Raw genomic sequence first — 25,563 nt, forward strand, 5'->3', positions numbered from 1 at the left:
CACTAGAAAGGCTGTCTACTTTCAGAGATATTCGGGTAAGCATTTATGTAAAAAGCATTTTATGACTTTTTTCGAGAGAAAAGTGAGGTCAACGGTTAAAAAGCACAAAATGATCGAATCAGGAGATAGAATTGCAATCGCATTGAGTGGTGGCAAAGATAGCGTTACGTTAACTGAGATTCTCTTGGAAATCTACGGAGATCGCAGAGATCTTGAATTTTTGGCCATAACTATCGATGAGGGAATAGCGGGCTATAGAGAAAACACCCTGAAGATAGCAAAAGAAGTCACAAAAACAGTGGGTGTAGAGCACTATGTTGCAAGATTTGAAGACAACTTCTCCACAAAGCTTGATGACATTGTAAAAGTAGGAGAAAAGCTACCATGCTCCTATTGTGGTGTATTTCGGAAGTATCTGCTCAATAAGTCTGCAAAGGAACTTTCTGCGAACAAATTAGCCACTGCGCATAATCTTGACGATGAGTCACAGACGATTCTTATGAACTTCATTAATGCGGACATCGATCGTCTTGCAAGACTCATTCCGCAGAAAGACCAAGAAGGGCTTATTAGGAGAATAAAACCATTTATGGAGCTATACGAAAAAGAAGTCGTTACTTATGGATTTCTAAAAGGTTATCCATTGATCTTTGACGAGTGTCCATACAGTTACTATCCCGTAAGGGCCGTTGTCAGGGACTTTTTGTATGAATTTGAGAGAAAGTATCCTGGGAGGAAGATCTCAATTCTCAGGAGTCTTGAAAAACTTTCAGAGTGCTTAAAGATAACGAATCCGCAGATTGATTTAAATAGCTGTGAAATATGCGGAGAACCAACTTCTCAGAGAATATGCCAGGCCTGCAAGCTCGTAAACGAGCTCAGAGAGAAAATCAATATTAAGCATAACAGAAATATCTTGCTTATAAAAACCTGAATTTTAATCCGATCACACTCCAAGTTTTTTAATCCGAAAAGCAGAATTCAATTGTGGATGTTGTAGTCGCTGGTGTTGGAATAGCCGGGGCGTTCGCGCTTAGAAGGATTTCGAAGAACATCGATGCAGTTGGGATCGATAAAAGAGAAAGACTTGGATTTCCAGTAAAATGCGGAGAGATAATTCCGACAAGGAAAGAAATGGAGTCTTTACTTCCAGATCTATATGATTACTCTTTGTTTGATATACCGCGCAGGTTTGAGAGCAACAGAACAAAGAGAGTGTGTTTTAACATGGATAGAAAGGAATTATGGATTGATTTTGAGTTTCATGTGGTAAGAAGAGACGAAATGATCCAGAGAATTGCAAAAGAATCTGACCATCGATTGGAATTGAAAACAGTTATTAGGGGCTTTAAAGATGGCAAATTAATAACGAACAAAGGTGAATACGAAGCGAGAGTTATTATTGCAAGTGATGGTGCCAACTCGAGAATTGCGAAGGACATGGGCCTGTGGAATTACGAAGTCTCGTCCACAAAGCAGTATCTCATGAGAAATGTGGATTGCGAAGAAGATACTGTTTACATGTTTATTGGTCGAGACATCGCTCCGGGAGCCTATGCGTGGATTATTCCAAAGGGAAATGGCTATGCAAATGTTGGTGTTGGCTTTAGAAGAGAATTCTCTAATGAAAATGTTCATAAGGTTTTGGAGAGATTTGTAAGAGAATATCCTTATTCGAGTCGTTTTTTAAAAAAGGCTGAAGTTGTAAGCAAAATCGGAGCAGTAGTTCCAGTAGATAAGCCATTTAAAAAGGCCGTTTACGGGAACGTTATTTTTGCAGGCGATTCTGCAAGCATGATCATTAGCCATACGGGTGGTGGAATTCCGATATCCATGATAGCGGGCGATTTGGCTGGTAAAGTCGTGAATCATTACTTTGAAGGAGGTTCGTTGGAGGAATATGACCAGCTATGGAAAAAATATCTCTGGAAGGCTTTAATGAGATCTCATCGCATCAAAAAAGCTTGGGACGTTATTGCAAAAAATGAAAGAATCTCGAGTTTGATGAATTTGGCGAACAGTAGAGATCTTGAGGAAATATTTCACTGCAGAATCCCATTGAAGCTTAGGCTTCTCTATCCATTTCTCAGGCTACTATGAAGCTGATTTTCGTGATGGACATAATGAACGGAGTTGTGGTTCTGGCTGAAAGGGGAGAAAGGAAGAAATATAGGCCTGTAGCTGAGAGTAGCCATCTTGTTAAAAGTAGCGATCCAATCGAAGTTCTGTCAGAAATTAGGCCCAAATTTTTATACGTTGCTGATTTGGACAGAATTCAACGAGTTGGGGACAACATGGGAATTCTTAAAGCTCTCTCGAGCGGAGTTGAAGAGATAATGGCAGATTGTGGATTTCGGAATGTCGGAGAGCTTAAAGATCTTAACTTTATTCCCGTTCTTGGAACGGAGACCTTTGACATCACAGAAATTGGTAAAGTTGGCAAGGATTGCTATGTTAGTTTTGATTTTCTCGAAGAGAAGTTTCTTGACGCTTCGGGAAGATTTAAAGATTTCAGAGTAGCTCTTGAGTTTCTGAACTCTTATTCAATTCGCGGAATAATCGTTTTGAACATAAAGCGGGTTGGTTCGGGTAGCCCAGATTTCAGGCTTCTTTCTGAAGTGCTTGAAATTTCAGATAATCCTGTATATTTGGGTGGGGGAGTGAGTGGGCTGAAAGATCTTGAAAAACTGAAGGAGATGGGTTGCGAAGGAACCCTCGTTTCTACTGGAGTTCACAAAAAAAGAATACCGCTGGAATTAATACGTAAAGGATTTATATAAAATCCATACATTTTATTTTGTTCGCAGCGATTTTCTCTATCCTGGATAAACCTCTCATTTCAATTTTTTCAGCCTTAACCTCAAAAATTTTGCAATTCTCCCCTATTTTTACAACCTTTGCGTCAATTTTCTCGCCTGTGCAGGAATTTAGGAGAATAACTTCCTCTGCATGGATTGATCTAAAAGAGGAGAATGCACCAAGAATTATACGCTCACAAACGATATCTCTCAAAGAACAGCCTTTTCCAGTAATAACCTCCTTTGCAAATAAATCTGCAGTCTCACATCCGATGCCAAGAGTTACACAACCTTCAAATTTCAAATTCTTTTTTATTTTCGAAAAGTTTTCCAGCACCACTATACCCTTTTCTCTATCAACTTTCATTCTAATCCCTGTCTCGTTTTGACCGCAACCCCTTTCTTTAGTTCAAGCATCTCAAATGCTGAAAGCAGAGCTTTGCCGGTGGCGAGCAAGTCGTCTCTTTCGTTCACAATCAGCACTTCATCATTTGCTCTGATTCTATCGTCAACCGCTACCACGTGTTTTGCAAAAACACTTTTTCCTTCTGCTATGAACTCTGAAACTTCGTTTAGAACAACAACTCTCAGTTTAGGAAATTTAAAGACTCTTTGAAGTCTCCTTGCCCCTTCTATGCTTAGAGTTAGTAGCCCCGAGTCTGCTTTTAGTGTTGCTATTCTCCTATCTCCGTCTAAAATTTGTCTTATTTTTCCATTCTTTGACAGTAAAAACCTGCAGGTGTCAGGAAAAAGGGCCAAACCTGCACCTTTACCGAATTGGTAATCAGCTATTACTCTTACAATTCTCAGATTATCTACCATACCTCCTCTCCCTCCTCTGATACTCTCTCAGGATCCTCAAAAAATCAACGTATCTCACGGTGTTCCAGTCAATGTCGGTAAAGTATAGTTCACTGTATATGCTCTGCCATAGTAAGAAGTCCGGAACTTCTGATCCTGCCTTTATTATCATGTCCGGCTGGGACTTAACTTTGAGCACTGATTCAAAAACCTTTTCATCAATTTTCTCTGGATCAATTTCACCATTAATTGCTTTTCTGGCAATCTCTCTTATTGCGTTCACAATCTCATTTCTTCCCAGATTTTTTACTACATTGACAGTTAAATCCCCTTCACCTGTGCTATAAAAATTTTTATCATCAATAAAATTGACTTTAACTTTCTCAAGCTTAATCGGAAATGAATTTGTGCAAACTGTAATTTCACGAATTCCAAACTTTCTACACCATTCCAGAAACTTCTTGAAGTTTTCATTAACTTCCGAGCAGATTATCATTAAATGCTTTGGAGTTTTCTTAATCTTTCTCTCAAGCATCAGCTGATAGATTCGTAGAAGCACGTGAAAATTTAAATGTCCGAATACTTAATTCTTTTCAATGCTTCCCGTAATGATTACTGCAGTCATAGCATTGGTCGGTATTTTGCCCCATCAGATCTCAGATCCGAGATTAGTCTTTGCAGTAATGTTTATTGTTACTGCGATTTACGCGAAAGATACGCATAACAAATATTTTCGCTATCTCCTTACCGCCACACTATTATCGGGACTTGCATGTTTTATGGAAAAAGGAATAATCTATGCGTCAATGTTCGTCTCGTCTTTTTACGAGTTCCGAAAAAGTTCTTTGTTGAGCATCCCCATCTATACAATTGCCGGAACCGGGTTTTTTTATACATACAATATGCTAAACAATCTTGAGCTTTCCATCTCAAACATACTTTTCATAGCACTCGCGGGTGGCCTATCAGGAGCTCTGATGGAGAGTATAGATACCCGAACAGATAAGAGAGTTCTGACTTTGCTATCTTTAGCTACAGTTTTTGCAATCTTTAGGATCTATATTCCTTCTGCTTCGCTTGAGGAACTTGCCATTGCCTTCGTGGTATCTTTTATACTCAGCTTAATGGCTCTTAAAGCAGGGGTAGCAGACGAAAGCGGGTTGATGAGTGCAACTCTTGTTGGGACGATAACGATTCTTTTCACCGATTTGAGATTTTTCGCAGTTCTTCTCTCCTTTTATTTGTTCGGTTCCGCGATTACAAAGTATAAGTATTCATTAAAATTAAACTTGGGTATAGCGGAACCTTCGGGAGGAGCGAGGGGTTTTTCTAATGTTTTTGGAAATAGCTTGGCCCCACTATTTTTTACCATGAATTACGGTGTTTTAGGGGATAATTTTTTTGCCCTAGCATTCATAGCTTCCGTAGCGACCGCTCTCGGGGATACAATGGCAAGTGAAGTTGGTAAAACCGCAAAGAATGTCTATCTAATCACAAATTTTAAAAAAGTTAAACCAGGGACTAATGGCGGAATTTCTGTAATTGGTGAGATAGCCGCTTTGGCTGGATGTCTTTTGGTATCTATTCTTGCTCATTTTCTTGGAATTCTTTCGATTGAGCATTTTTTACCCGTCATCATTTCGGCATTCATTGCGATTCATATAGATAGCCTTTTGGGTGCAACTCTTGAAGTAAAGGGTTATCTGAACAACTCTGAAGTGAACTTTCTTGCAACCCTTTTTGGTGGAATCATTTGTATTTTCTTATCGCTATGATTGCGGCTAAAGCGCCTATAGCCGATACAACTTCAAAACCGGGGGTTTTTAGCATTTCTCTTATCGCCGATTTTTGGTGAGTTACCGGGGTTTCTGTGAATTTTGCGTGAATTAGCTCTTTTTCCTCGCTTGTTTCGGCCATTATTGTTATGAACTTTGCTATTCTTTCTGCAAGTGAGTAATACATAAGCTTTAGGTATGGATTCTCTGCCGTTTCTGCAAATTCAAAATAAGCTGCGGGAAGAACGGGATGGCTTACTTCTTCTGATTCAGACAGGGCCACTTTTGCGTTCTCTCTTTTTTCGTTTATCTTCATCGAAATATTTCCATAGCTTGCCTCTATGGATAAGCTTGCCTCTGTTATTGCATCTAAGGCTAAAAAAACTGCTCCTGCAAACTGGTCATCTCTGTAAAGTTTTTTTGAAATTTCAATTGCCTCGTATGCATTTTCGAGCAATTCAGAATATGCATTAAGCGAAGATGCATATACTATGACTGAATTTGCCTGATTTATGTAGAATTCAGCTCTCTTTTTTATTTCTGTAGTATTTAAAAGGTAGTCCTCCTTGAGCATTGGCAAAATGGAGAGCCATACCTTTGCGCTGTTCAACCTTTCTTTTGCATAGGCAAGGTTCTGGAGCGCTTCGCTATAGCTTTTCGAACTAATAGCTGACTCGAGAGATTTTTCAGCTTCTGCCACTCTTTCCTGCGCTGCAGCAATTATTTGAATGGAATTTATTCCTGTAGGTTCCTTTTTCAGATATTCTCTAAGATTTGCTATCTCTGCTTTTATTTTCTCGACTTCTTCATCGAACTGCTGTGCGGTCAAAAGCGTTTTCTTATACATTTCGTATCTCATTAAGATTTTAGCATTGAAAAGTTTGCTTGTAGCGCTGTAGTAGTTTCCAGCCATATAATCACTCTCTGCCTTGTTCAGAATGTTTTGCGCTTCTGGTGTTGTGTATTTGTTTAATTCTTCTACACTTGCTTTCATGTTGTCTGCAAGTATTTTCAGAATCTCTGAATACTCTGAAATTCTAAAGCTCGTCTCCTTTCTTTTTATCTCATATCCTGTAAAATATTTCAGGGCGTCGTTGATCGTTGCAACCTCGTAAACGTTTACACCAAGTTGTTTGCCGTATTCAACGAGATCGACTTCTCTGTAGGTTGTGGTGATAATATTTATCATTCCGACCTTTCTTACGACCTTTTCTTGGACTGTAACGATTTTCTGCCCATGGGGGATTAGAAAAATCTTGCCATTACTTTTTGCAACCGCTTCAAGTTTATACTTTAAACCACCCACCGGGCCGATAAACCCGTCAGGGTAGATCATTCCACTCATGTAGACGTCTTCCGCTATGCTTAGATTTTTAAGCGCAGAAATTGTGGCAATTGTCATTACTGCTCCAGCCGAAGGGCCACCGACTATCGGTGCGTCAGCTTCTATAATATAAAAGAAGTCGTATTTTGTGAAATCAATCCCTAAGAGGTCACATGCAGTTAGAGCTGAAAGCTGAGCACTTCCCTGCATGTCGATTTCGGTGAAGGGTGTTGTGGAAACAAAAACCCTACCGCTTCCAGAATTGATAAGAACCGTTATATTAATTACTACACCTTCAGGTTCCTCTCCACTGGTTACAGCCACAGCTTTGATCGTTTTCTGGATGTCAAAAGCTAAGATTGGCTGAATCAGAAGAGAAAAAGCCAATAGCAAAAGTATTGGCATCAGACGCATATTATGGATGGCTCCGGAAAAGATATAAATTTTGTGGAGTGATGAATCATCAACTCGAACTTACATGAACTTTTCTCAATTTTTAAGTTAACACGAAAAAGATTTAAATCCTCAGCACAACGAGCTTAAGGGCTCGTAGCTCAGCCAGGTAGAGCGACGGGCTTTTAACCCGTCGGTCGCGGGTTCAAATCCCGTCGAGCCCGCATAATTTCGGGGGGAGTATGAAGGTGAGTTTGCAGGATCACGTGCTCGTGCCGAAGCACGAAATTTTAGAGGAGAGCGAAGCTGAGGAATTGCTTAAGTTACTTGGAGTAAGTAAAGAGCAGTTGCCAAAAATCAAAGCTACAGACCCAATTGTTAAAGAAATCGGTGCAAAACCGGGTGATATAATAAAGATAACCCGAAAAAGCCACACAGCAGGTTTTAGTATATTTTACAGGCTGGTGATTGAGTAAAGGTGGTTGTATGCTCAATACTCGCGTTCTTGCAAGAGCCTATTTCACGCCTGAAAGACTCGTGAAGCATCAAATCGACTCTTTTAACCGATTCATTGACGAGGGATTGCAGAAAGTGATTGATGAGCAGAAAATAATTGAACTCGAAGCAAAAGACACATACATAGAGCTCGGCAGAATTAAAGTGGGAACTCCAATTGTCAAAGAAGCAGAGGGTCTGAAAGTTCCATTACTTCCAAGTCACGCACGGCTCAGGAACCTAAACTATGCCGCTCCAATTTGGCTTGAAGCAACTGTATACGATGGTGGAAGACCTTTGGAGACCGAATGGGTTGAGATTGGAATGCTCCCGGTGATGGTAAAATCCAAGATCTGTAATCTAAGTCCTGAAAGAATCGATTCAGTTCTTGAAGCAGTTTTAAAGAGAAACGTTCAATCTTTGAGTTACGAGGAGAAACTTTATCTCGCCGGGGAAGATCCACTGGATCCAGGGGGGTATTTTATAATCAATGGCACTGAAAGAGCGATTGTAACTCTCGAGGATCTTGCACCAAACAAGGTGCTCCTCGAGAGAGAAGAAAAATACGGGGAAATGGTAGAAGTAGCGAAGTGTTTCAGTCAGCGGGCAGGTTACAGGGCGTTGATTGTTGTTGAGAGGGGTAAAAACAACGTTCTTGAAGTTACATTCCCACAGCTGCCAAAGCCCGTAAAGTTCGTCATTTTAATGCGTGCTCTTGGGGTTGAGAGTGACCAGGAGATTGTGGAGATGGTAAGCACGAACCCGGAGATCATGAAATACATGCTCCAGAATATAGAGGACAACGAAGTATCTGAAGTTGAAACACAAGAAGATGCAATAGAGTATCTCGGAAGAAGGGTTGCTCCGGGGCAGAGTAGGGAATATAGAATGCAGAGAGCTGAACAGGTTCTTGATCAGTATTTCTTGCCTCATCTTGGCATTGACAAAGAAGCCAGAAGAGCTAAAGCATTTTTCCTTGCAAGAATGGCCGAATTGATCTTTGAACTTCATCTTGGACTCAGAAGAGAAGACGACAAGGATCACTACGGAAACAAAAGACTAAGACTTGCTGGAGATCTGATGGAGGAGATCTTCAGAGTTGCATTTCTTAGACTTATAAAAGACGTTAAATATCAGCTTGATAGAGCGAAACAACGTGGAAGAAGCATGAAGATGTCGACTGCAGTCAGAAGTGATGTGCTTACAGATAGATTGATGCACCCCATGGCGACTGGAAACTGGGTTGGCGGAAGAACGGGCATATCGCAGTTAATAGATAGGCATAACTATATCTCGCTTATATCTCATCTTCGCAGAGTTGTGTCACCTCTTTCGAGATCTCAACCTCATTTTGAGGCAAGAGATCTTCATGCAACGCATTGGGGAAGAATTTGTCCTTCCGAGACACCTGAAGGTCCAAATTGTGGATTGGTGAAAAACTTTGCTCAATACGCTGAGGTAAGCGTCGGAGTTGATGAGAAGGAAATTATAAATCTTCTGCCAAAATTAGGTGTTGAAATGCTGAGGGGTTAAGATGAGAAAGTGTCGAGTTTATGTTAATGGAGCACTTGTTGGTTTTTGCGAAAATGGTGAAAAGCTTGCAGAAGAAATAAGAGAGTTGAGAAGAAAGGGAAAAATTTCGAGCCAGGTTAATGTGGCATACTTTTCAGACTCCAATGAAGTCAGGATAAATACCGATGCGGGAAGAGCGAGAAGACCACTCATTGTTGTGAAAAATGGAAAGCCGCTCATAACCGATAAACACATAAAAAAGCTTGAGAATGGTGAAATAACCTTTGAAGATCTTGTGAAACAGGGACTAATAGAGTACCTCGATTCTGAAGAAGAGGAAAATGCTCTCGTTGCAGTATATGAGAAAGATTTAACACCTGAGCACACACATCTTGAGCTCGATCCAACTCTGATCGTGGGCATCTGTGTGGGGAGCATACCCTATGCCGAGCATAACGCTTCTCCGAGAAACACGATGGGCGCAGCAATGATAAAGCAAGGACTTGGAATTCCATATTCAAATATAGACTGGCGAACTGACACGAGAGGGCATCTTCTGCATTATCCACAAATTCCGATTGTAACAACAGACACGCAGGCAAAAATGAACTATGACGACCGCCCCTCGGGGCAGAATTTCATAGTTGCAGTGCTTAGCTATGAGGGCTATAATATAGAGGATGCGGTAATTCTAAACAAGGGGAGCGTTGACAGGGGAATTGGGAGAAGTTTCTTCTTCAGAACATACGAAACAGAAGAAATGAGATATCCAGGTGGTCAGGAAGATAAATTTGAAATTCCTGGAGCAGATATTTCTGGATTTAGAGGTTCTGAAGATTATGCTCATCTCGACGAAGACGGTCTTGTTCATCCTGAAACTGAAGTCGGTCCTGATGACGTTTTAATCGGAAAAACTTCTCCACCGAGGTTTTTGGAAGAACCAGAAGTTGGCATATCCCCGCAAAAGCGACGTGAAACTTCTATAACAATGAGAAGCAACGAGAAGGGAGTCGTCGATGCAGTGTTTCTTGTTCAGTCTGAAAGTGGTTCAAAGCTTGCAAAGGTAAGAGTTCGTGATCTGAGAATTCCTGAGCTTGGGGATAAATTCGCTTCAAGACACGGGCAAAAGGGGGTCGTGGGGCTCATAGTTCCTGAAGAAGACATGCCCTTCACAGAATCCGGGATAATTCCAGATATGATTCTGAATCCGCATGCAATCCCATCGAGAATGACTGTTGGACATGTTCTTGAGATGATCGGAGGTAAGGTCGGCTCTCTGGAGGCGAGGAGAGTTGATGGCACAATATTCTATGGCGAAAAGGAGAGCGATTTGAGAGAGGCCCTCAAAAAATATGGTTTCAGCCATACTGGTAAGGAAGTCATGTATGACGGAATAAGCGGTAAGAGATTCCTCGCAGACATTTTTGTTGGTGTTATCTACTACCAGAAGCTGTATCACATGGTTGCAGGAAAGATTCATGCGAGAAGTAGAGGACCCGTGCAGATACTCACGAGACAGCCCACCGAAGGCAGAGCAAGAAAAGGAGGTCTTAGGTTTGGAGAAATGGAAAGAGACGTTTTGATTGGCCATGGAGCGGCATTGCTTTTGAAAGATAGGTTGCTAAATGAGTCGGATAAGGTTGACGTATGGGTTTGTGGTAATTGTGGGCATGTCGCGATGTTTGACTACCGAAAGAACACCGCATACTGCAATGTTTGCGATGATGACACCAACATCTTCAGGGTGGAGATGAGCTACGCCTTCAAGTTACTTCTCGACGAATTAAAGGCGATGATGATCTCTCCACACCTTAAACTTGGTGATAAAGCTTGAGGTGGTAGTATGTATCCCAAGAGAATTTCCGCTATAAAGTTTGAGGTTCTATCTCCTCAAGAAATAAGAAGAATGAGCGTTGCAAAACTTGTAACCCCTGAAACTTATGACGATGATGGTTTTCCTGTAGAAGGGGGCCTGATGGATCCCCGTCTTGGAGTTATAGATCCCGGACTCAAATGCAGAACCTGCGGTGGTAAAGCTGGTGAGTGCTTCGGTCACTTTGGCCATATAGAACTTGCAGCACCGGTTATCCACGTAGGATATGCGAAAGTTATCGCAAGACTTCTAACAGGAACATGCAGGGAATGCGGAAGAATTCTGATGAAAGAGGAAAGGAGAGACAAATTCATTAGAGAAATCGAAAGACTAAAGGTTCTCGGACAAAATTATGATGAAGTTCTTAAAGAAGTCTTTAGACTAACAAAGGCTGCAAAGAAGTGTCCACACTGTGGAGCAGAGCAGAGAGAGATCAAATTTGAAAAACCCACATCTTTCTTTGAAGTGATCGATCCCGAGAAGAAAGAAGAAGAAAAGCTAACTCCAAAAGACATAAGGGAAAGACTTGAAAAAATACCAAATGAAGATCTTTTGGCTTTTGGTCTTGATCCAAAAGCAGTTAGACCTGAATGGTTCGTTCTCACTGTTCTTCCAGTTCCACCAGTAACTGTAAGACCGTCAATCATTCTTGAAACAGGCCAGAGAAGTGAAGACGACTTAACTCATAAACTGGTTGATATAATAAGGATTAATCAGCGTTTTATTGAGAATAGAGAAGCAGGAGCACCACAGCAAATCCTTGAAGACCTCTGGGAACTTTTGCAGTATCATGTCACGACTTATCTTGACAACGAGGTCAGCGGAATTCCTCCAGCCAGACATAGAAGTGGAAGACCTCTCAAAACATTGGCACAAAGATTGAAGGGCAAGGACGGAAGATTTAGAGGATCTCTTTCTGGAAAAAGAGTTAATTTCTCAGCAAGAACTGTAATAAGTCCAGATCCATGCATAAGCGTTAGTGAAGTGGGTGTTCCTGAAGAGATTGCGAGGGAATTGACGGTCCCCATTTTTGTAACACCCAGCAACCTTGAATTTGCAAGGCAGATAATTATGAGAAATGAGCATCCAAGGGCGAGCTATGTAGTAAGACCTGATGGCAAAAAAATCAGAGTTATTGAAACAAATAGGGAAGAGCTTGCCGAGAAAATCGAGCTAGGTTGGATTGTTGAAAGAGAGTTAGCAGACGGAGATATAGTTCTATTCAATCGACAACCCTCTCTGCACAGAATGAGTATAATGGCACACTACGTGCGGGTTTTGCCTTACAAAACCTTCCGCTTGAATCCAGCGGTATGTCCACCATATAACGCAGATTTTGATGGAGATGAAATGAACCTCCACGTGCCCCAGAGTCTTGAAGCGCAGGCTGAGGCAAAGATCCTTATGGCAGTCCAAGAACACATCTTATCCCCAAGATTCGGTGGCCCGATTATTGGTGGAATTCATGATCATGTCACTGGTCTCTACTTGCTCACAAGAGGAAATAAAAAATTCACAAAAGAGGAGGCATTAGCCTTTTTGAGAGCAGTCGATATCTCTGAAATTCCTGCAAAGGAGGAGTATACGGGAAAGGAGATTTTCAGCTTTATTTTGCCTAAGATATCAATTAAGTTCAGAGCTGAAGTTTGCCAGGGATGCGATGTTTGCAAGGAAGAGGATTGCGATAACGACGCCTATGTTGTTATCGAAAATGGAGTTCTTTTAAAGGGCACGATTGATGAGAAGGCAATAGGCGCGTTTAAGGGTATAATAATCGATGAAATTATGCGTAAATTCGGAGCAGGAGTTGCAAGAAAATTCATAGATGACATGACAAAGCTCTCCATTGGCGTTATAAGCAGACTGGGATTTACGATTGGTATTGATGATGAGGATATACCTAAAGAGGCAGTTCAGCAGATCGAGGAAACAATAAATGAGGCAGAAAAAAGAGTTGAAGAGTTGATTAAGGCTTATCGTGAAGGGAACCTTGAACCAATGCCAGGAAGGAGTATAGAAGAAACCCTAGAATTGAGAATTATGCAGGAACTTGGCAGAGCAAGAGACAGAGCTGGAAAAATTGCAAGCAGATACCTTGGTATGGATAACTCTGCAGTGATAATGGCGGTAAGTGGTGCAAGAGGGAGCATGCTTAATCTAACGCAAATGGCAGCGTGCATAGGACAGCAGTCAGTCAGAGGGGAGAGATTAACGAGAGGTTATGCTTATACTCACAGAACTACAAGTCATTTCAAGCCAAACGATCTCGGAGCAAAAGCAAGAGGATTTGTGAGAAGCAGTTATAAATCTGGACTTTCGCCAATTGAGTTCTTTTTCCATGCTGCTGGTGGTAGAGAAGGTCTTGTTGATACGGCGGTAAGGACTTCTCAGTCCGGTTATCTGCAGAGAAGAATGATAAATGCTCTGCAAGATCTTAAAGTAGAGTATGATGGCACCGTAAGAGAACAAACTTCGGGTGTGATTGTGCAGTTCAAATATGGGGAGGATGGTGTAGATCCGATGAAAAGCTTTAGAGGAAAGGCTGTCGATGTTAAGAGAATTATTAAAGAAGTTATGGGTGAGGTGAAAGAATGAGTTACGATCAAATTTTGGATCAATATCCCCTGCCTTTGTCCGTTAAGAACGAGATAAAAGAAGAACTTGAGAGATTGAAGATAAAGAAGAACGTTGCAAAAAAAATTGTGGAAAGATGCTATCAGGCATATCTTTCAAATCTAATTGAGCCTGGAGAAGCAGTAGGAATCGTTGCAGCTCAATCTATTGGTGAACCAGGAACGCAGATGACGATGAGAACTTTCCACTACGCAGGAGTTGCTGAGCTCAATGTTACCCTCGGTTTACCAAGACTAATTGAAATATTGGATGTAAGGAAAAACCCCTCCACACCTATGATGACAATCCATTTGGAGAAAGAGATAGCAGGGGATCGAGAAAAGGCAAGAGAAGTTGCAAATAGAATCGAGGCAACTTATCTAAAGGATCTGGCTGAAATAGAGGTAGATCTTAGAGAGATGAAAATCCTGATAAAACCTGACGAGGGGGCCTTGAAAAGAAAGGGTCTGAGCTTGGAGGAATTGAAGGAAAAGATCGAAAAGAGTATAAAGGACGATCTCGAGCAGGAAAGCGACGTTCTGGTGGTGAAAATCAAAGAGCCATCTTATAAATACCTTATGGACGTCTTCGAAAAGCTCAGAGACCTGGTTGTAATGGGGATAAAGGAAATAAAGAGAGTCATTATAAGAAAAGAGGGAGATGAATACGTTCTTTACACAGAGGGTTCAAGTCTGAAAAAGGTAATGAAGGTCAAGGGAGTTGACTTTTCAAGAACCCTCACAAATGACATCTATGAGATATACGAAGTGCTTGGTATCGAGGCAGCGAGAACCGCGATCATAAACGAAGCTTTAAGCACACTCGAAGAGCAGGGTCTTGAGGTTGACGTTCGCCATATAATGCTCCTTGCAGACGTTATGACTGCAGATGGGGAGCTTAGGCAAATTGGAAGGCATGGTGTTGCGGGTGAGAAGCAGAGTATCCTTGCAAGGGCAGCATTTGAAATGACTGTAAACAATCTTCTTGATGCTGCCATGAGGGGTGAAATTGATTATTTGAAGGGAATAACCGAGAATATAATAATTGGACAACCCATAAAGCTGGGAACAGGTGATGTTGAACTTGTAGCCAGATTGGGCGGAGGGATGAAGAAATGAGCGACGTTGAAGCAGTTTTAAGAAAGGCATTAAGGAGTGGAAAATACTATATAGGGACCAGAAGAACGATCAAAGCGCTGAAGAAGGGAGAAGCAAAGGCAGTAGTGGTTTCAAAGAACTGTCCTGAAGAATTTTTAAATAAGATCAGGGAATTCAATGTTCCTGTGCTAGTGTTTGATGGAACAAACATGCAACTTGGAGAATTTTGCAGAAAACCGTTTAGCATCGCTTCGATGGCAATAACGGAAGAGATAGAGTGATGAATATGGAGATGAGATTATCTTCAGAGGAGATCAGGTATCTAACTCTTTTTGAGAATTTAACGGGGGCGAGTGTAAAGGATTGCATAGTCTACGAGGACAAGGTTATCTTTGTCGTAAAGAAGGGAGACATGGGGCTGGCAATTGGAAAAGGAGGTATCAATGTGGACAGGGCCCGAGAGCTGATAGGGAAAAGAATAGAAATAATTGAGCATTCTGACGATCCAGCAGAGTTTATAGCAAACATATTCAAGCCAATTAAGGTTAATGTGAAAGTTCTTGACAAGGGGAATTCAAAGACAGCTCAAATCACCGTTTCGCCAGATCTAAAAGGAATTGTCATTGGTAAAGGTGGCAAAAACATTAATAAAGCGAAAGAATTAGCTAAAAGGCATCACAATATTGAAGACATAGTGGTAAGGTGATGATATGGGCTATGGATTGTTCGCTGCAAGAAAGATACTCGAAGTAAAGAAGAAGTTTAGATGGAGTCAGAAGAAGTTCGTGAAGAGAGCATTGGGCTTGGCAAAGAAAGCAGATCCCTTAGAAGGAGCTCCAATGGCTCGTGGTATAGTTCTTGAGAAGATAGGCATCGAAGCGAGACAGCCGAACTCTGGAATCCGAAAAGCGGTCAGGGTCCAGTTGATAAAGAATGGAAGGCAAATCACTGCCTTTGCTCCAGGAGACGGAGCAATAAATTTCATAGACGAGCACGATGAGGTAATTGTAGAAAAGATTGGCGGAAGAATGGGTAGAAGCATGGGAGATATTCCAGGAGTGAGGTATAAAGTAATCAAGGTAAACGAAACGAGCCTCAGGGAACTTGTAAGGGGAAGAAAGGAGAAGAAGATGAGGTGAAGTATGCCATACGGTTTTAGTGAAGAAGATCTGCTTGTATTCGGGAAATATAGCGTTAAAGATATCGAGATAAAGGATCCAGCCTTGAAGAGCTATATCTGTTTACAACCCACTTTCACTCTTCACACTCACGGAAGGCATTTCGATCCCTTTGCAAAGGAGAAAGTATTCATCGTGGAGAGATTGATAAACAAGGTAATGAGAAAAGAGAGAAACACCGGCAAAAAGATGAGTGCATACAACATCGTCAGAGAGGCCTTCGAGATTATTGAAAGAAAGACGAAGAAGAATCCGATTCAAGTCCTCGTGGATGCGATTGTGAATGCTGGTCCAAGAGAAGAGGTAGTGAGGATCAAATATGGGGGTATTGCTGTGCCAAAGGCTGTTGATACCTCAAGTCTAAGAAGAATCGACGTTGCGTTGAGAAATATTGTTGAAGGGGCAAGAAGGACTGCTTTTAAATCCAAGAAGAGCATAGCTTATTGTTTAGCAGATGAGATTATTGCAGCTTCGAATAATGACACAAAGAGCTTTGCAGTTTCAAAGAAAGAAGAAGTTGAAAGAGTAGCCAAGTCTGCAAGGTGATAAAATGGCAACAAGAGCGAAGAAATTTGTTGAAAAAATTGAGGAGTTAATGTGGAAGCCAGAGAGGATCAGAAACATGGGTATTGCTGCCCATATTGATCACGGAAAGACAACGCTCAGCGACTCTCTACTTGCTGGAGCGGGAATCATAAGCGATGAACTTGCTGGACAGCAGTTGTATTTGGACTTCGATGAGCAGGAGAAGGAGAGAGGCATCACGATAAACGCTGCGAACGTATCCATGGTTCATGAATACGAGGGCGAAGAGTATCTTATTAACCTGATAGACACTCCAGGACACGTTGACTTTGGTGGAGAAGTAACAAGAGCGATGAGAGCGGTTGACGGAGTTATAATAGTTGTCGATGCAGTAGAAGGAGTGATGCCACAAACAGAGACCGTTGTAAGGCAGGCTCTGAGAGAAGGAGTTAAGCCCGTGCTTTTTGTGAACAAGATCGATAGACTGATCAAAGAACTTCAGTTAACACCACAGCAGATGCAGGAAAGACTTATAAAGGTTATAAATGATGTTAACAAACTTATAAAATCGATAAAGCCAGAGAAATTCAACGATTGGAAGATAGAAGTTGCAAAGGGTAATGTGGCCTTTGGTTCTGCTCTTCAGAAGTGGGGCGTTAGTGTTAGATCTCAAAAGAACACAGGAATTGGTTTTAAGGAGGTTTATGAGTATTTGAAGAGAGGAGAAGCCAAGGAGCTTCACAAAAAGACACCACTTCATGTTGTAATTCTCGACATGGTAGTAAGACATCTTCCAAATCCAATTGAAGCTCAAAAAGAAAGAATAAAGATAATATGGAAAGGGGATCCAAATAGCGAAGTTGGCAGGGCAATGGTTAATTGCGATCCAAAGGGACCGGTTGTTTTGATGGTAACAAAGATTGTTGTAGATCCACAGGCGGGCGAAGTGGCTGTTGGAAGACTCTTTAGCGGAACTGTCAGACCTGGAACGGAACTCTACATAGTAGACAGAAAAGCAAAGAACAGGGTGCAGACTGCAGGTCTTTATATGGGTCCAAGACGTGTTGAAGTTGAGGAAATTCCTGCGGGCAACATTGTAGCTCTCGTGGGGCTAAAAGATGCAATTTCAGGTTCAACCTGCTCAGAAATAGAAAAAATTGAGCCTTTTGAATCTCTGAAACACTACAGCGAGCCCGTTGTGACGATGGCAATTGAAGCTAAAAATCCAAGAGATCTGCCAAAGCTTGTTGATGTGCTCAGAAAGCTTGTAAAAGAGGATCCGACGTTGCAAATTACCCTAAATGAAGAAACTGGCGAACATTTGCTGAGTGGAATGGGAGAACTGCACTTGGAAGTGAAGGTCGAGAAGATCAGGAGAGAATACAATCTTGAGGTCATAACTTCACCACCGATTGTTGTATTCAGAGAAACCGTAACAAAGACTTCGCCTGTGGTTGAAGGTAAGTCTCCGAACAAGCACAACAGATTTTACATAGTTGTGGAGCCATTGCCAGAAGAAGTGTTAAGGATGTTCAAGGAAGGTGAAGTAGACTTTAAGATGGACAAGAAGGAACGCAGAAAGAAATTAGAAGAGGCAGGACTTACCGGAGAGGAAGCTGCCGGAGCGGTCGAATTTTACGAGGGGAACTTATTCTGTGATGTCACAAAAGGCATTCAATATCTCAATGAAACAATGGAGTTGATTCTCGAAGGTTTCAGGGAAGCAATGCGTGCAGGACCGTTGGCAAGGGAGCCCTGCATGGGTATAAAGGTGAAACTTGTTGACTGCAAGCTTCATGAGGACGCTGTGCATCGCGGACCAGCCCAAGTGATTCCAGCGGTGAGATCTGCAATTTTTGCGGCAATTTTACAGGCAGATGCAACTTTGCTTGAGCCTTATCAGAAGATATTCATATTTGCACCTCAAACAATGACAGGAAGCGTTACAAGGGAAATTCAGGGTAGGCGTGGACAGATTCTTGAGATAAAGATCGAAGGAGATACTGCAAATCTCGTTGCAAAAGCCCCAGTTAAAGAGATGTTTGGCTTCGCCGGGAGCATCAGGAGTGCAACTTCCGGTAAAGCCATCTGGAGCACTGAGCATGCGGGCTTTGAAAGGGTTCCACCGAGTTTACTTGAAGAGTTCGTGATGGAAGTCAGGAAGAGAAAAGGTCTGAAGCTCGAAATTCCGAAACCGGAGGAATTTCTTGCTTGAGAGAGCTTGGTGAAAAAGAGTTTCGAGTTTTAAGAAAAGCCTTAAAATTTTTCAACTCTTTTGATTTTCTTACAAATTATAGGCTGATCGCAGTTGAAAAAGAGCTTTATGCTGTCTCAGGAGAACTTTTTGAATTTCTAAAGCTTAGAAATCTTGAATGTGTTGCGGGTGTAAAGGTTGGCGAAATTGGTAAAAGGCTAAGGCTAACACTGGAGGGAGCCTTCTGGTTGATGAAAAATGAAAAGAAAAAAATATGGGTAAATAATCGTGGCGAGATGCTTTTTCTTTATGGTAGGGACATTTTCGCGGGCTCAGTTGAGAAGGTCGGGGAGTTTGAGGAGAACGAAGTAGTTTTTGTGTGCAACAGATATGGCGACATTTTGGGAATTGGGAGGAGCAGGTTTAAATCCTCAGAGATTTTAAAATTGCCAGAAGATAGGATTGCAATTGAGAATTTGGTTGATAGGGGGGCTTATTTAAGGCATGAAAAACTTTACAAGTCTTTTTAATGTTTAAAAAATTAATTAAACTTATAATTTTTTAATAAGTTCTTCCACCGGGACTGCTGGCATCGTAATCGTTCTTATTGTTCCTCTGCTTGCAAGTTCCAACATGGCCTTCATCACGGTTGTATTGTCGTTTGCTTCGATTATGTTAACAAAATCGTATTCACCAAAAACCGCATACTGCTCTAAAACTTTTACCCCCATTTTCTCAAGTTCCTGATTCACCTCTTTAAGTCTCTGGGGCCTCTCTTTCAAAGTCTTTGCCCCTTCGTCTGTCAATCTCGAAAGTATTACAAACTTCATTTTTCTCACCCGATTAAATGTTGAAAATTATCAATATAAAACTTTTGGCATATTATTTATGATATTATTTATATATTTATCTAAATCTTAATAGGTCTTAAACGCACAAGTAGTCCTTCTCCAAGTCTTTCGAAAGAAACAATCTCAATTTTTAATGGAAAACTAAAAGAACTACCATCACAAATGGTTGGCGATTTAGCCCCACCAATCATTATTGGAGCATAGTAAATGAAGATCTCGTCAACTAAGTTTTGGCTGAGCAGAGACGAAATCAATGTGCTTCCGCCCTCAACCATCAACTTCTTGATCCCTATGTCGTAGAGATACTCCATAAGAGACTTTAGATCGACCTTTTCCTCGCCAAAAACTACAACTTTTGCTTTTCTTGATATCTTCTCAACTCTACTCTTGTCTGCAATCTTTGAAACTGCAACTATGACTTCTCCCTCAAATACCTTTGCAGTCTCCGGAATTCTGCATTTGCTATCAACAATGACTTTAATCGGATTTTCGGGCTTGCCGTTCAAAATTCTATGCTCTCTGAGTTCTTTGCTTTTAACGTTTAATCTCGGATCATCGGAAAGTATGGTTCCGATTCCAACCATTATAGCATCTGCATCCGCTCGAAGCCTGTCAACTCTTTCCAAGTCTTCTTTGCAGGAAATTCGAAGCTGTTTTCTTGTTTCATCACTTATTTTACCGTCAAGGCTCGAAGCAACGTTTATTAAAACGTATGGCCTCATATTTTCGAAACTTCAACGACTTCAAGCGGAATGTTTGGCATTCTCTTACCGATTTCGGATTTTGCGATCTTTGCCGCATGTTCTTCACTTTCTGCGTTGAATACCTTCATCTCGAATATCAGTCCAACAAGAGCGGTTTTTGATACCAGAAATGCAGATTTAAATGTTTCCCCGCATTTGGGGCACTCTACTCCGCCGACTTCAACTCGAACGAAGCTGAGATCAGGATTAAGTTTCTTTCCAGCTTCTGCTATCGCTATGTTTATTGCATCCTCCACACTTTTGGCCCTCTTTACAATCCACCCGGCCTGTAGCACCACATTGTAGTTGGGCATTGCAATAGCTATTTGAAGAAGAGGAATATAATGGTTTAGCTATTTGTTTTCAAAAAACTCCTCGAAAAATCTCCTCCAGTTGAATTTAAGCACGAATATCGATAAGATGATCGTTGCAACAAGGAATACCACAAAGCTGAGTTCGAAATTTTCTGTGTAGCTTTCGATTATTTCCATTCCAAATTTTCCGGCAAACAGCACGTAGCTCGTAACGAGAATCTTGCCACAGAGAATCGCCAAAAAGTAATAAACCAACTTATATTGCGCCATTCCGAGCGGTATGTAGAGGACATCATCTGGTAAAGGCGAGGCAGCAAAGAGAAAAATTGCAAAGACACCCCATCTTCTTATAAATCTTTGAAAAAACATTAAATTTTCTTTTGTTTTTTCTGGGAGAGTATGGCCAATACCGAAGCCAAAAAGATATATAACAACCTTTCCAATCGATGCGCCGAGCGCTGACAGAAGAGCAACTAGTATCAGTTCCCAGAAATTTAGAAAGGGTGCGAGAAGAATCAAAAAGTTCAGATATGGGACACCTACGAACGGTATCGAGTTGGAAATAAGGGATAAAAGAAACACGCCGATGTAGCGATATTCGATCAGCGTTTCTGCTATTGATTCTATCATTTACATCCTCTCGAGGGGCTGGATTCCCATTAATTCGAGTCCAATTTTTAAAACCCTGCTAACTGCAGAAACAATGGCTAATCTGTGCTCTCTTATTTCATCTTCCGCCTTTAGAACAGGGTAGTCTCTATAGAATTCGTTAAATTTTGATGCTAACCCAAGCATGTATTCTGCGAAAAGATTTGGTCTAACTTCATTTACAACTTTGTATATGTAGAAAGGCATCTTTGAAAGCATGATCACAAGGTCTCTTTCGATCTTCTCGCAAAGTTCCGCTGAAAATTCGGGCTTTTCATCGCTTTTTCTTAAGATGCTACATGCTCTTGAGTATGTGTATTGGATGTAGCTCGCTGTCTGTCGCTCAAAGTCTAATGCCTTACTCATGTCAAAAATCATTGGTTTTTCAGGTGCTACTTTTAAGAAATCAAACCTTATTGCACCAATCGCAACAGCTTCAGCGATTTTTTCAATTTCTTCAGCTGAAAAATCTCTGTTTACAATGCTCTTTTTTGCTTCTTCCTTAACTTTCTCAATTAATTCATCTGCAGAAATGAACTTACCTTTTCTGGTGCTCATTCTTCCTTCTGGAAGAGATACGAACTCGAAGAACACGATTTCAGGCTTTTTAATTCCAAGTATTTCAAGGATTTTTAAAAGTTGTGAACCATATAGCTTGTGATCTGCACCCCAGACGTTGATCATTCTCTCAAAATTCTCGCTTTTCCACAGGTGGTAAGCCAGATCTCTTGTGATATAAAGAGACGTTCCATTCTCTCTTCTTATCACAACTTCCTTTTCAAATCCTTCGAGTTCTATAATCCAGGCTTTGTCTTTCTTTATCAGATTTTTTGAATCAAGAGCTTTTAGAACCCTATCGACATAGCCATTTCGGATATAATCGCTCTCCCAGATGAACTCGTCATGGAATACGTTAATTCGTGTCATCGTAGCTTTTATCCCGTCCATTGCCCTCTCAATGGCTTCTCGGAATCTTTTTACAGTGTCCTCCTCTAAAGCTTCGTATTTCAACATAAGTTCTTCAATTCTTTTTTCAAGTTCCGGATTACTTTCAAGGAGTTTGTTTGCGGAAATGTATGCTTCAGCAATCGCATGATCGGGCTTCTTATTTGATAAGCCAAATTTCTCCACACCGAGCACAGTTATAGCCATCTGTCTTCCCATATCGTTTATATAGTAGTGCGTTTTAACATCAAACCCTGCTTTTTTAAATATTCTTGCCAGAGTATCTCCTATGATAGAGTTTCGAATGTGGCCTATGTGCAATGGACCATCGGGATTTGCAGATGTGTGTTCTATAAGGACCTTACCCTTAGCACCAATTGATCCATAGTTTTCATCGTTAAGGATGGCGTATATGGTGTCTTCCAAGAACTCGTAATTAGCAAACAGGTTGATGTATCCATTAACAGCTTCCACTTTTCCTACGTAGCCTTTGGGCTCTATTTTATTCAGGATATCGTTTGCAACGTCTTGCGGATTCAGGTTTCTTTCTTTGGCTATTTTGAAAGCTATTGTGGTCGTCAAATCCGCATGTTCACTCTCTTTAATGAGCTTTTCGTCTCCGAATTCTTCTAAACTTCGAATCGCATCTTTGATGAGATTGAGGAACATGTGTTAAAGTTTCTGGGAGTTGCTTAAATATTTCACTAATCCAACACAAGTCTTTATATACTCTTCACACAAACTACTTTTATGGCGAAGGTGTCACGAACAAAGGAAAGAACTCCACCCTTGATGTCTTCTGCAGGTATAATGAGGTATTTTGAGGAGGAGAAAACAAAGATAAAGATAAGCCCGAAGGCGGTTGTGTTTGCAGGTTTGCTTACATTTATCCTCGTAATGGTTTTGAACGCATATTACGGACTTTGGCCAAGAGTATAATCTTTTAATTTAATTTTAATTGGAAAAATATAAAATTTTTAAACGTATGGATTCTCAATTATAGTCGTTCCTCCTTGGCCACCGCCACCACAGAGGGTAGCAACTCCGTATTTCGCATTTTCGAGGTTTAAAATCCTTGCAAGCGTTCCCGTAAGTCTTATTCCACTCGCTGCAAGTGGATGACCAATCGCAATTGCACCGCCCTTTACGTTTACTTTTTCTGGATCAATTTTGAGCATCTTAATTGCAAAGAGTGTTACCACGGAGAAAGCTTCGTTGATCTCCCAGTAGTCAATATCCTTAACTTCGAGCTTTGCAAACTTTAGAGCCTTCTGTGTTGCGGGAACAGGCCCTTCACCCATTACACTCGGATCAACGCCCGCCCATCCAATAGAGACGATTTTGGCCATCGGTTCTAGGCCATATTCCTTCATCTTTTTCTTGTTCATGAGCATTATCGCAGTAGCTCCGGCGTTTAGAGGCGAGGAGTTGCCAGCAGTTATAACTCCATCTGGCTTGAACGCTGGAGGGAGCTTTTCAACTGCTTCGAGGGTTGTATCTGGTCGGATGGATTGATCTCTATCGATCACCTTTCTGCTTCCATCAGCTTGCTCAACTTCAATTGGCAATATCTCTCCTCTTCTCTTTGTTGGATATCCTTCTCCATTAAGGAAATAACCGCTTTTTAGTGCTTCTGCAGCGAGTTTATGGCTTCTAACGCCCCATTCATCAAGATCTCTCTTTGTCCAGCCAAGCTTATCCTTCCACTTTGCAAATAGCTTTTCTGCGGTTAAACCCATGCTTACTGCGGTCATTAAATCGTATTTATCGATCAAGTCCTGTCTGTTGAGTAGCGAGGGCGAGATACCCATGTGTGGATTCAGATCTGGTTGCATGGGCAGATGTGTCATGTGTTCTATTCCGCAGGCAATTGTAATATCGCTCAGTCCAAGCATTATTTCCATTGCACACTGATGCATTGCAGACATCCCAGAGATACAAACTCTCTCAGTTCCTTGGGCTGGAACTTCGATTGGTAATTCAGCGAGCATGTGAACCATTCTACCGCCGAACAACCAGCTCTCACCCATCTGCATTGTGCATCCAGTTATGAGATCACCGATCTCTCTTGGATCAATACCTGTTCTGTTTACCATCTCTTTTACGAGCATTGCCGCAACTGCAGGCATGTCTATTTTATTGAAAACGTCTTTCTCCGGTTCTCTCGGGCGAGATCTCGAAAATGCAGATCTAATATAGTCTACTATATAGACTTCTTCCATTTTCATCACCCAAAAAATAAAAATTTACATGAGTGGATGCTTTCTTATCTGGCTGAGCTTAGATGGAATTCTTCCCATCAATGATCTTGCGATGATTTCAAGCTCAATCTCTCTTGTTCCTTCGTATATCTCAAGGATTCTTACGTCTCTATACATTCTCGAGATTGCCTGCTCGCCCATGTATCCGTAACCACCGTGTATCTGCAAAGCTTCGTTAACTATCTCGTTTGCGGCATGTGCGCAGTAGTATTTTGCCATTGCGGTAACTCCTGGATCCGGCATGCCCTGTTTGTCTTGCAGATAGGCAGCCTGGTATGCAAGAAGTCTTGCACACTCAAGCTTTACCCTCATCTTTGCGAGCTTGTCCTGAGTAACCTGGAAGTCAATCAGCTTCTGTTCAAATAGTTCTCTGTTCTTTGCATAGTTGAATGCCAGCTCAAATGCACCCTGTGCTAAACCGACCGCCTGGAAGGCTACTGGGATGCGTGTTACATTGAAGAACATCATGGTCTGGAGGAAGCCATTTCCTTCCTCACCGATTAAGTTCTCTTTTGGCACTCTGACATTCTTAAACACGACTTCAGCAGTATCACTGGCTCTAATTCCAAGCTTGTTGTGCAGTTTTTTGGCTTCAAGGCCTGGAGTTCCCTTCTCAACTATGAATACACTCATTCCGTGATGTCTCTTCTTCGGGTTCGGATCAGTTCTCGCAAGAACGATGTAGTAATCTGCGATTGTTCCATTTGTGATAAACATCTTTGTTCCATTTATCACGTATTCGTCTCCAACCTTGTCTGCTCTTGTTTTTATTCCCGCTACATCACTACCTGCCTGTGGCTCAGTATAGCAGGCACAGCAGATTTTCTTTCCCTTTGCAAGTGGTGGCAGGTATTTCTCTCTCTGCTCTTCATTTCCAAACATCAGGATCTGCTCTGAACCGAAGGTTGTTGAGAGAATCTGACCCAAACCGCCATCTACCCTCCAGAATTCTTCCACTACCAAGCAGGAGTCAAGAACACCCGCTCCCTGGCCACCATAGTCTTCTGGAAAGCTCATTCCAATGAATCCAAGCTCAGCGGCTTTTTTCCAAAGTTCGAATGGGAATTTCTCTTCTCTATCGCATTCCTCTGCATATTTTGGAAACTCTTTCTCTGCGAACTCTCTTGCAGCATCTTTTATAGCCTTCTGCTCGTCGGTCAGGAGAAATTCCGACAACATTTTCTATCACCGTCAGACAGTTTTTTTAACAGTATTTAAAGTTT

27 protein-coding genes and 1 tRNA gene are annotated in these 25,563 nt (G+C 41.4%); 17 read left to right on the forward strand and 11 right to left on the reverse strand.

Annotation, left to right across the window (positions count from 1 at the left end; translation table 11 throughout):
• Positions 1–82: 82 nt before the first annotated feature.
• Genes QXI54_05535 through QXI54_05545 form a run of 3 tightly spaced genes read left to right on the forward strand, consistent with a single transcriptional unit; the run spans position 83 to position 2,780 of the window.
• Entirely contained in the window at positions 83–934 is an 852-nt protein-coding gene (locus QXI54_05535) for a TIGR00269 family protein (GenBank protein MEM0302612.1), read from the forward strand.
• 53 nt (positions 935–987) lie between these two features.
• A complete protein-coding gene (locus QXI54_05540; GenBank protein MEM0302613.1) occupies positions 988–2,100 on the forward strand; it encodes a geranylgeranyl reductase family protein in 1,113 nt (370 codons plus the stop codon).
• The gene (locus QXI54_05545) at positions 2,097–2,780 is read left to right on the forward strand and encodes a HisA/HisF family protein (GenBank protein ID MEM0302614.1); all 684 of its coding nucleotides are present in this window, start codon (positions 2,097–2,099) and stop codon (positions 2,778–2,780) included. Before QXI54_05540 ends, QXI54_05545 begins: the two co-directional genes overlap by 4 nt.
• Here QXI54_05545 and QXI54_05550 read toward each other — a convergent pair.
• From QXI54_05550 to QXI54_05560, 3 genes are read right to left on the reverse strand one after another with little or no spacing between them, the layout of a single operon-like run.
• The gene (locus QXI54_05550; GenBank protein ID MEM0302615.1) at positions 2,773–3,165 is read right to left on the reverse strand and encodes a hypothetical protein; all 393 of its coding nucleotides are present in this window, start codon (positions 3,163–3,165) and stop codon (positions 2,773–2,775) included. The genes QXI54_05545 and QXI54_05550 overlap by 8 nt on opposite strands.
• A complete protein-coding gene (locus tag QXI54_05555; protein MEM0302616.1) occupies positions 3,162–3,620 on the reverse strand; it encodes a PUA domain-containing protein in 459 nt (152 codons plus the stop codon). The genes QXI54_05550 and QXI54_05555 overlap by 4 nt, the downstream gene beginning before the upstream one ends.
• Positions 3,610–4,158: an undecaprenyl diphosphate synthase family protein gene (locus QXI54_05560; GenBank protein MEM0302617.1), complete on the reverse strand. Its 549-nt coding sequence runs from the start codon at positions 4,156–4,158 to the stop codon at positions 3,610–3,612. Before QXI54_05560 ends, QXI54_05555 begins: the two co-directional genes overlap by 11 nt.
• 37 nt (positions 4,159–4,195) lie before the next feature.
• Between QXI54_05560 and QXI54_05565 the strand changes: the two genes are divergently transcribed.
• Positions 4,196–5,374 (forward strand): TIGR00297 family protein, encoded by a 1,179-nt coding sequence (locus tag QXI54_05565; protein MEM0302618.1) that lies wholly within the window; start codon positions 4,196–4,198, stop codon positions 5,372–5,374.
• On the opposite strand, the gene QXI54_05570 is transcribed toward QXI54_05565, so the two are convergent.
• Positions 5,349–7,112: a S16 family serine protease gene (locus tag QXI54_05570; GenBank protein MEM0302619.1), complete on the reverse strand. Its 1,764-nt coding sequence runs from the start codon at positions 7,110–7,112 to the stop codon at positions 5,349–5,351. The two genes, QXI54_05565 and QXI54_05570, sit on opposite strands and share 26 nt — an antisense overlap.
• Positions 7,113–7,241: 129 nt before the next feature.
• On the opposite strand from QXI54_05570, the gene QXI54_05575 reads away from it, so the two are divergent.
• From QXI54_05575 to QXI54_05630, 12 genes are all read left to right on the forward strand, one after another.
• Positions 7,242–7,315, forward strand: a tRNA-Lys gene (locus tag QXI54_05575).
• 18 nt (positions 7,316–7,333) lie between these two features.
• The gene (locus QXI54_05580; GenBank protein MEM0302620.1) at positions 7,334–7,567 is read left to right on the forward strand and encodes a DNA-directed RNA polymerase subunit H; all 234 of its coding nucleotides are present in this window, start codon (positions 7,334–7,336) and stop codon (positions 7,565–7,567) included.
• A gap of 10 nt (positions 7,568–7,577) precedes the next feature.
• A complete protein-coding gene (locus QXI54_05585) occupies positions 7,578–9,119 on the forward strand; it encodes a DNA-directed RNA polymerase subunit B'' (GenBank protein MEM0302621.1) in 1,542 nt (513 codons plus the stop codon).
• 1 nt (position 9,120) lies between these two features.
• Positions 9,121–10,932, forward strand: a complete 1,812-nt coding sequence (rpoB, locus tag QXI54_05590) for a DNA-directed RNA polymerase subunit B (protein MEM0302622.1) — start codon at positions 9,121–9,123, stop codon at positions 10,930–10,932.
• Between the two features lie 9 nt (positions 10,933–10,941).
• A complete protein-coding gene (locus QXI54_05595) occupies positions 10,942–13,566 on the forward strand; it encodes a DNA-directed RNA polymerase subunit A' (protein MEM0302623.1) in 2,625 nt (874 codons plus the stop codon).
• Entirely contained in the window at positions 13,563–14,702 is a 1,140-nt protein-coding gene (gene rpoA2 / locus QXI54_05600; protein MEM0302624.1) for a DNA-directed RNA polymerase subunit A'', read from the forward strand. Before QXI54_05595 ends, rpoA2 begins: the two co-directional genes overlap by 4 nt.
• Positions 14,699–14,962 (forward strand): 50S ribosomal protein L30e, encoded by a 264-nt coding sequence (locus tag QXI54_05605; protein MEM0302625.1) that lies wholly within the window; start codon positions 14,699–14,701, stop codon positions 14,960–14,962. The genes rpoA2 and QXI54_05605 overlap by 4 nt, the downstream gene beginning before the upstream one ends.
• On the forward strand, positions 14,962–15,387 hold the full coding sequence (locus tag QXI54_05610; GenBank protein ID MEM0302626.1) for a NusA-like transcription termination signal-binding factor: 426 nt from the start codon (positions 14,962–14,964) through the stop codon (positions 15,385–15,387). The genes QXI54_05605 and QXI54_05610 overlap by 1 nt, the downstream gene beginning before the upstream one ends.
• 4 nt (positions 15,388–15,391) lie before the next feature.
• Positions 15,392–15,820: a 30S ribosomal protein S12 gene (locus QXI54_05615; GenBank protein ID MEM0302627.1), complete on the forward strand. Its 429-nt coding sequence runs from the start codon at positions 15,392–15,394 to the stop codon at positions 15,818–15,820.
• A 3-nt stretch (positions 15,821–15,823) separates the two neighbouring features.
• A complete protein-coding gene (locus tag QXI54_05620; protein ID MEM0302628.1) occupies positions 15,824–16,405 on the forward strand; it encodes a 30S ribosomal protein S7 in 582 nt (193 codons plus the stop codon).
• 4 nt (positions 16,406–16,409) lie between these two features.
• Entirely contained in the window at positions 16,410–18,599 is a 2,190-nt protein-coding gene (locus QXI54_05625) for an elongation factor EF-2 (GenBank protein ID MEM0302629.1), read from the forward strand.
• Complete coding sequence (locus QXI54_05630; GenBank protein ID MEM0302630.1) at positions 18,596–19,108, forward strand: PUA domain-containing protein; 513 nt, start codon at positions 18,596–18,598, stop codon at positions 19,106–19,108. Before QXI54_05625 ends, QXI54_05630 begins: the two co-directional genes overlap by 4 nt.
• 21 nt (positions 19,109–19,129) lie before the next feature.
• On the opposite strand, the gene QXI54_05635 is transcribed toward QXI54_05630, so the two are convergent.
• The 5 genes from QXI54_05635 to argS all read right to left on the reverse strand — a co-directional run bounded on the left by QXI54_05635 (position 19,130) and on the right by argS (position 22,748).
• Entirely contained in the window at positions 19,130–19,408 is a 279-nt protein-coding gene (locus QXI54_05635) for a GYD domain-containing protein (GenBank protein ID MEM0302631.1), read from the reverse strand.
• An 80-nt stretch (positions 19,409–19,488) separates the two neighbouring features.
• Positions 19,489–20,151, reverse strand: a complete 663-nt coding sequence (locus QXI54_05640; GenBank protein ID MEM0302632.1) for a 2,5-diamino-6-(ribosylamino)-4(3H)-pyrimidinone 5'-phosphate reductase — start codon at positions 20,149–20,151, stop codon at positions 19,489–19,491.
• Entirely contained in the window at positions 20,148–20,486 is a 339-nt protein-coding gene (locus tag QXI54_05645) for a DUF555 domain-containing protein (protein ID MEM0302633.1), read from the reverse strand. The genes QXI54_05640 and QXI54_05645 overlap by 4 nt, the downstream gene beginning before the upstream one ends.
• Positions 20,487–20,525: 39 nt before the next feature.
• Positions 20,526–21,116, reverse strand: a complete 591-nt coding sequence (locus QXI54_05650; GenBank protein MEM0302634.1) for a VTT domain-containing protein — start codon at positions 21,114–21,116, stop codon at positions 20,526–20,528.
• Positions 21,117–22,748, reverse strand: a complete 1,632-nt coding sequence (argS, locus tag QXI54_05655; GenBank protein MEM0302635.1) for an arginine--tRNA ligase — start codon at positions 22,746–22,748, stop codon at positions 21,117–21,119.
• An 81-nt stretch (positions 22,749–22,829) separates the two neighbouring features.
• Between argS and QXI54_05660 the strand changes: the two genes are divergently transcribed.
• A complete protein-coding gene (locus QXI54_05660; protein ID MEM0302636.1) occupies positions 22,830–23,018 on the forward strand; it encodes a preprotein translocase subunit Sec61beta in 189 nt (62 codons plus the stop codon).
• 38 nt (positions 23,019–23,056) lie between these two features.
• Here the strand turns inward: QXI54_05660 and QXI54_05665 are convergent, their stop codons facing one another.
• Positions 23,057–24,301 carry an acetyl-CoA C-acetyltransferase gene (locus tag QXI54_05665; protein MEM0302637.1) on the reverse strand — a complete coding sequence of 415 codons (1,245 nt, stop codon included), beginning with the start codon at positions 24,299–24,301 and terminating at the stop codon, positions 23,057–23,059.
• Positions 24,302–24,325: 24 nt separating this feature from the next.
• On the reverse strand, positions 24,326–25,519 hold the full coding sequence (locus tag QXI54_05670; GenBank protein ID MEM0302638.1) for an acyl-CoA dehydrogenase family protein: 1,194 nt from the start codon (positions 25,517–25,519) through the stop codon (positions 24,326–24,328).
• Positions 25,520–25,563 lie beyond the last annotated feature (44 nt).

It is taken from the genome of Archaeoglobaceae archaeon (genome assembly GCA_038734275.1).
Taxonomy (GTDB): domain Archaea; phylum Halobacteriota; class Archaeoglobi; order Archaeoglobales; family Archaeoglobaceae; genus WYZ-LMO2.

Excerpts from the sequence above, each read along its gene's own strand:
- QXI54_05545 (MEM0302614.1), top strand. The coding sequence starts at position 2,097 with ATGAAGCTGATTTTCGTGATGGACATAATGAACGGAGTTGTGGTTCTG.
- QXI54_05550 (MEM0302615.1), bottom strand. The coding sequence starts at position 3,165 with ATGAAAGTTGATAGAGAAAAGGGTATAGTGGTGCTGGAAAACTTTTCG.
- QXI54_05555 (MEM0302616.1), bottom strand. The coding sequence starts at position 3,620 with ATGGTAGATAATCTGAGAATTGTAAGAGTAATAGCTGATTACCAATTC.
- QXI54_05565 (MEM0302618.1), top strand. The coding sequence starts at position 4,196 with ATGCTTCCCGTAATGATTACTGCAGTCATAGCATTGGTCGGTATTTTG.
- QXI54_05570 (MEM0302619.1), bottom strand. The coding sequence starts at position 7,112 with ATGCGTCTGATGCCAATACTTTTGCTATTGGCTTTTTCTCTTCTGATT.
- QXI54_05580 (MEM0302620.1), top strand. The coding sequence starts at position 7,334 with ATGAAGGTGAGTTTGCAGGATCACGTGCTCGTGCCGAAGCACGAAATT.
- QXI54_05585 (MEM0302621.1), top strand. The coding sequence starts at position 7,578 with ATGCTCAATACTCGCGTTCTTGCAAGAGCCTATTTCACGCCTGAAAGA.
- rpoB (MEM0302622.1), top strand. The coding sequence starts at position 9,121 with ATGAGAAAGTGTCGAGTTTATGTTAATGGAGCACTTGTTGGTTTTTGC.
- QXI54_05595 (MEM0302623.1), top strand. The coding sequence starts at position 10,942 with ATGTATCCCAAGAGAATTTCCGCTATAAAGTTTGAGGTTCTATCTCCT.
- rpoA2 (MEM0302624.1), top strand. The coding sequence starts at position 13,563 with ATGAGTTACGATCAAATTTTGGATCAATATCCCCTGCCTTTGTCCGTT.
- QXI54_05605 (MEM0302625.1), top strand. The coding sequence starts at position 14,699 with ATGAGCGACGTTGAAGCAGTTTTAAGAAAGGCATTAAGGAGTGGAAAA.
- QXI54_05610 (MEM0302626.1), top strand. The coding sequence starts at position 14,962 with ATGAATATGGAGATGAGATTATCTTCAGAGGAGATCAGGTATCTAACT.
- QXI54_05615 (MEM0302627.1), top strand. The coding sequence starts at position 15,392 with ATGGGCTATGGATTGTTCGCTGCAAGAAAGATACTCGAAGTAAAGAAG.
- QXI54_05620 (MEM0302628.1), top strand. The coding sequence starts at position 15,824 with ATGCCATACGGTTTTAGTGAAGAAGATCTGCTTGTATTCGGGAAATAT.
- QXI54_05625 (MEM0302629.1), top strand. The coding sequence starts at position 16,410 with ATGGCAACAAGAGCGAAGAAATTTGTTGAAAAAATTGAGGAGTTAATG.
- QXI54_05635 (MEM0302631.1), bottom strand. The coding sequence starts at position 19,408 with ATGAAGTTTGTAATACTTTCGAGATTGACAGACGAAGGGGCAAAGACT.
- QXI54_05640 (MEM0302632.1), bottom strand. The coding sequence starts at position 20,151 with ATGAGGCCATACGTTTTAATAAACGTTGCTTCGAGCCTTGACGGTAAA.
- QXI54_05645 (MEM0302633.1), bottom strand. The coding sequence starts at position 20,486 with ATGCCCAACTACAATGTGGTGCTACAGGCCGGGTGGATTGTAAAGAGG.
- QXI54_05650 (MEM0302634.1), bottom strand. The coding sequence starts at position 21,116 with ATGATAGAATCAATAGCAGAAACGCTGATCGAATATCGCTACATCGGC.
- argS (MEM0302635.1), bottom strand. The coding sequence starts at position 22,748 with ATGTTCCTCAATCTCATCAAAGATGCGATTCGAAGTTTAGAAGAATTC.
- QXI54_05660 (MEM0302636.1), top strand. The coding sequence starts at position 22,830 with ATGGCGAAGGTGTCACGAACAAAGGAAAGAACTCCACCCTTGATGTCT.
- QXI54_05665 (MEM0302637.1), bottom strand. The coding sequence starts at position 24,301 with ATGGAAGAAGTCTATATAGTAGACTATATTAGATCTGCATTTTCGAGA.
- QXI54_05670 (MEM0302638.1), bottom strand. The coding sequence starts at position 25,519 with ATGTTGTCGGAATTTCTCCTGACCGACGAGCAGAAGGCTATAAAAGAT.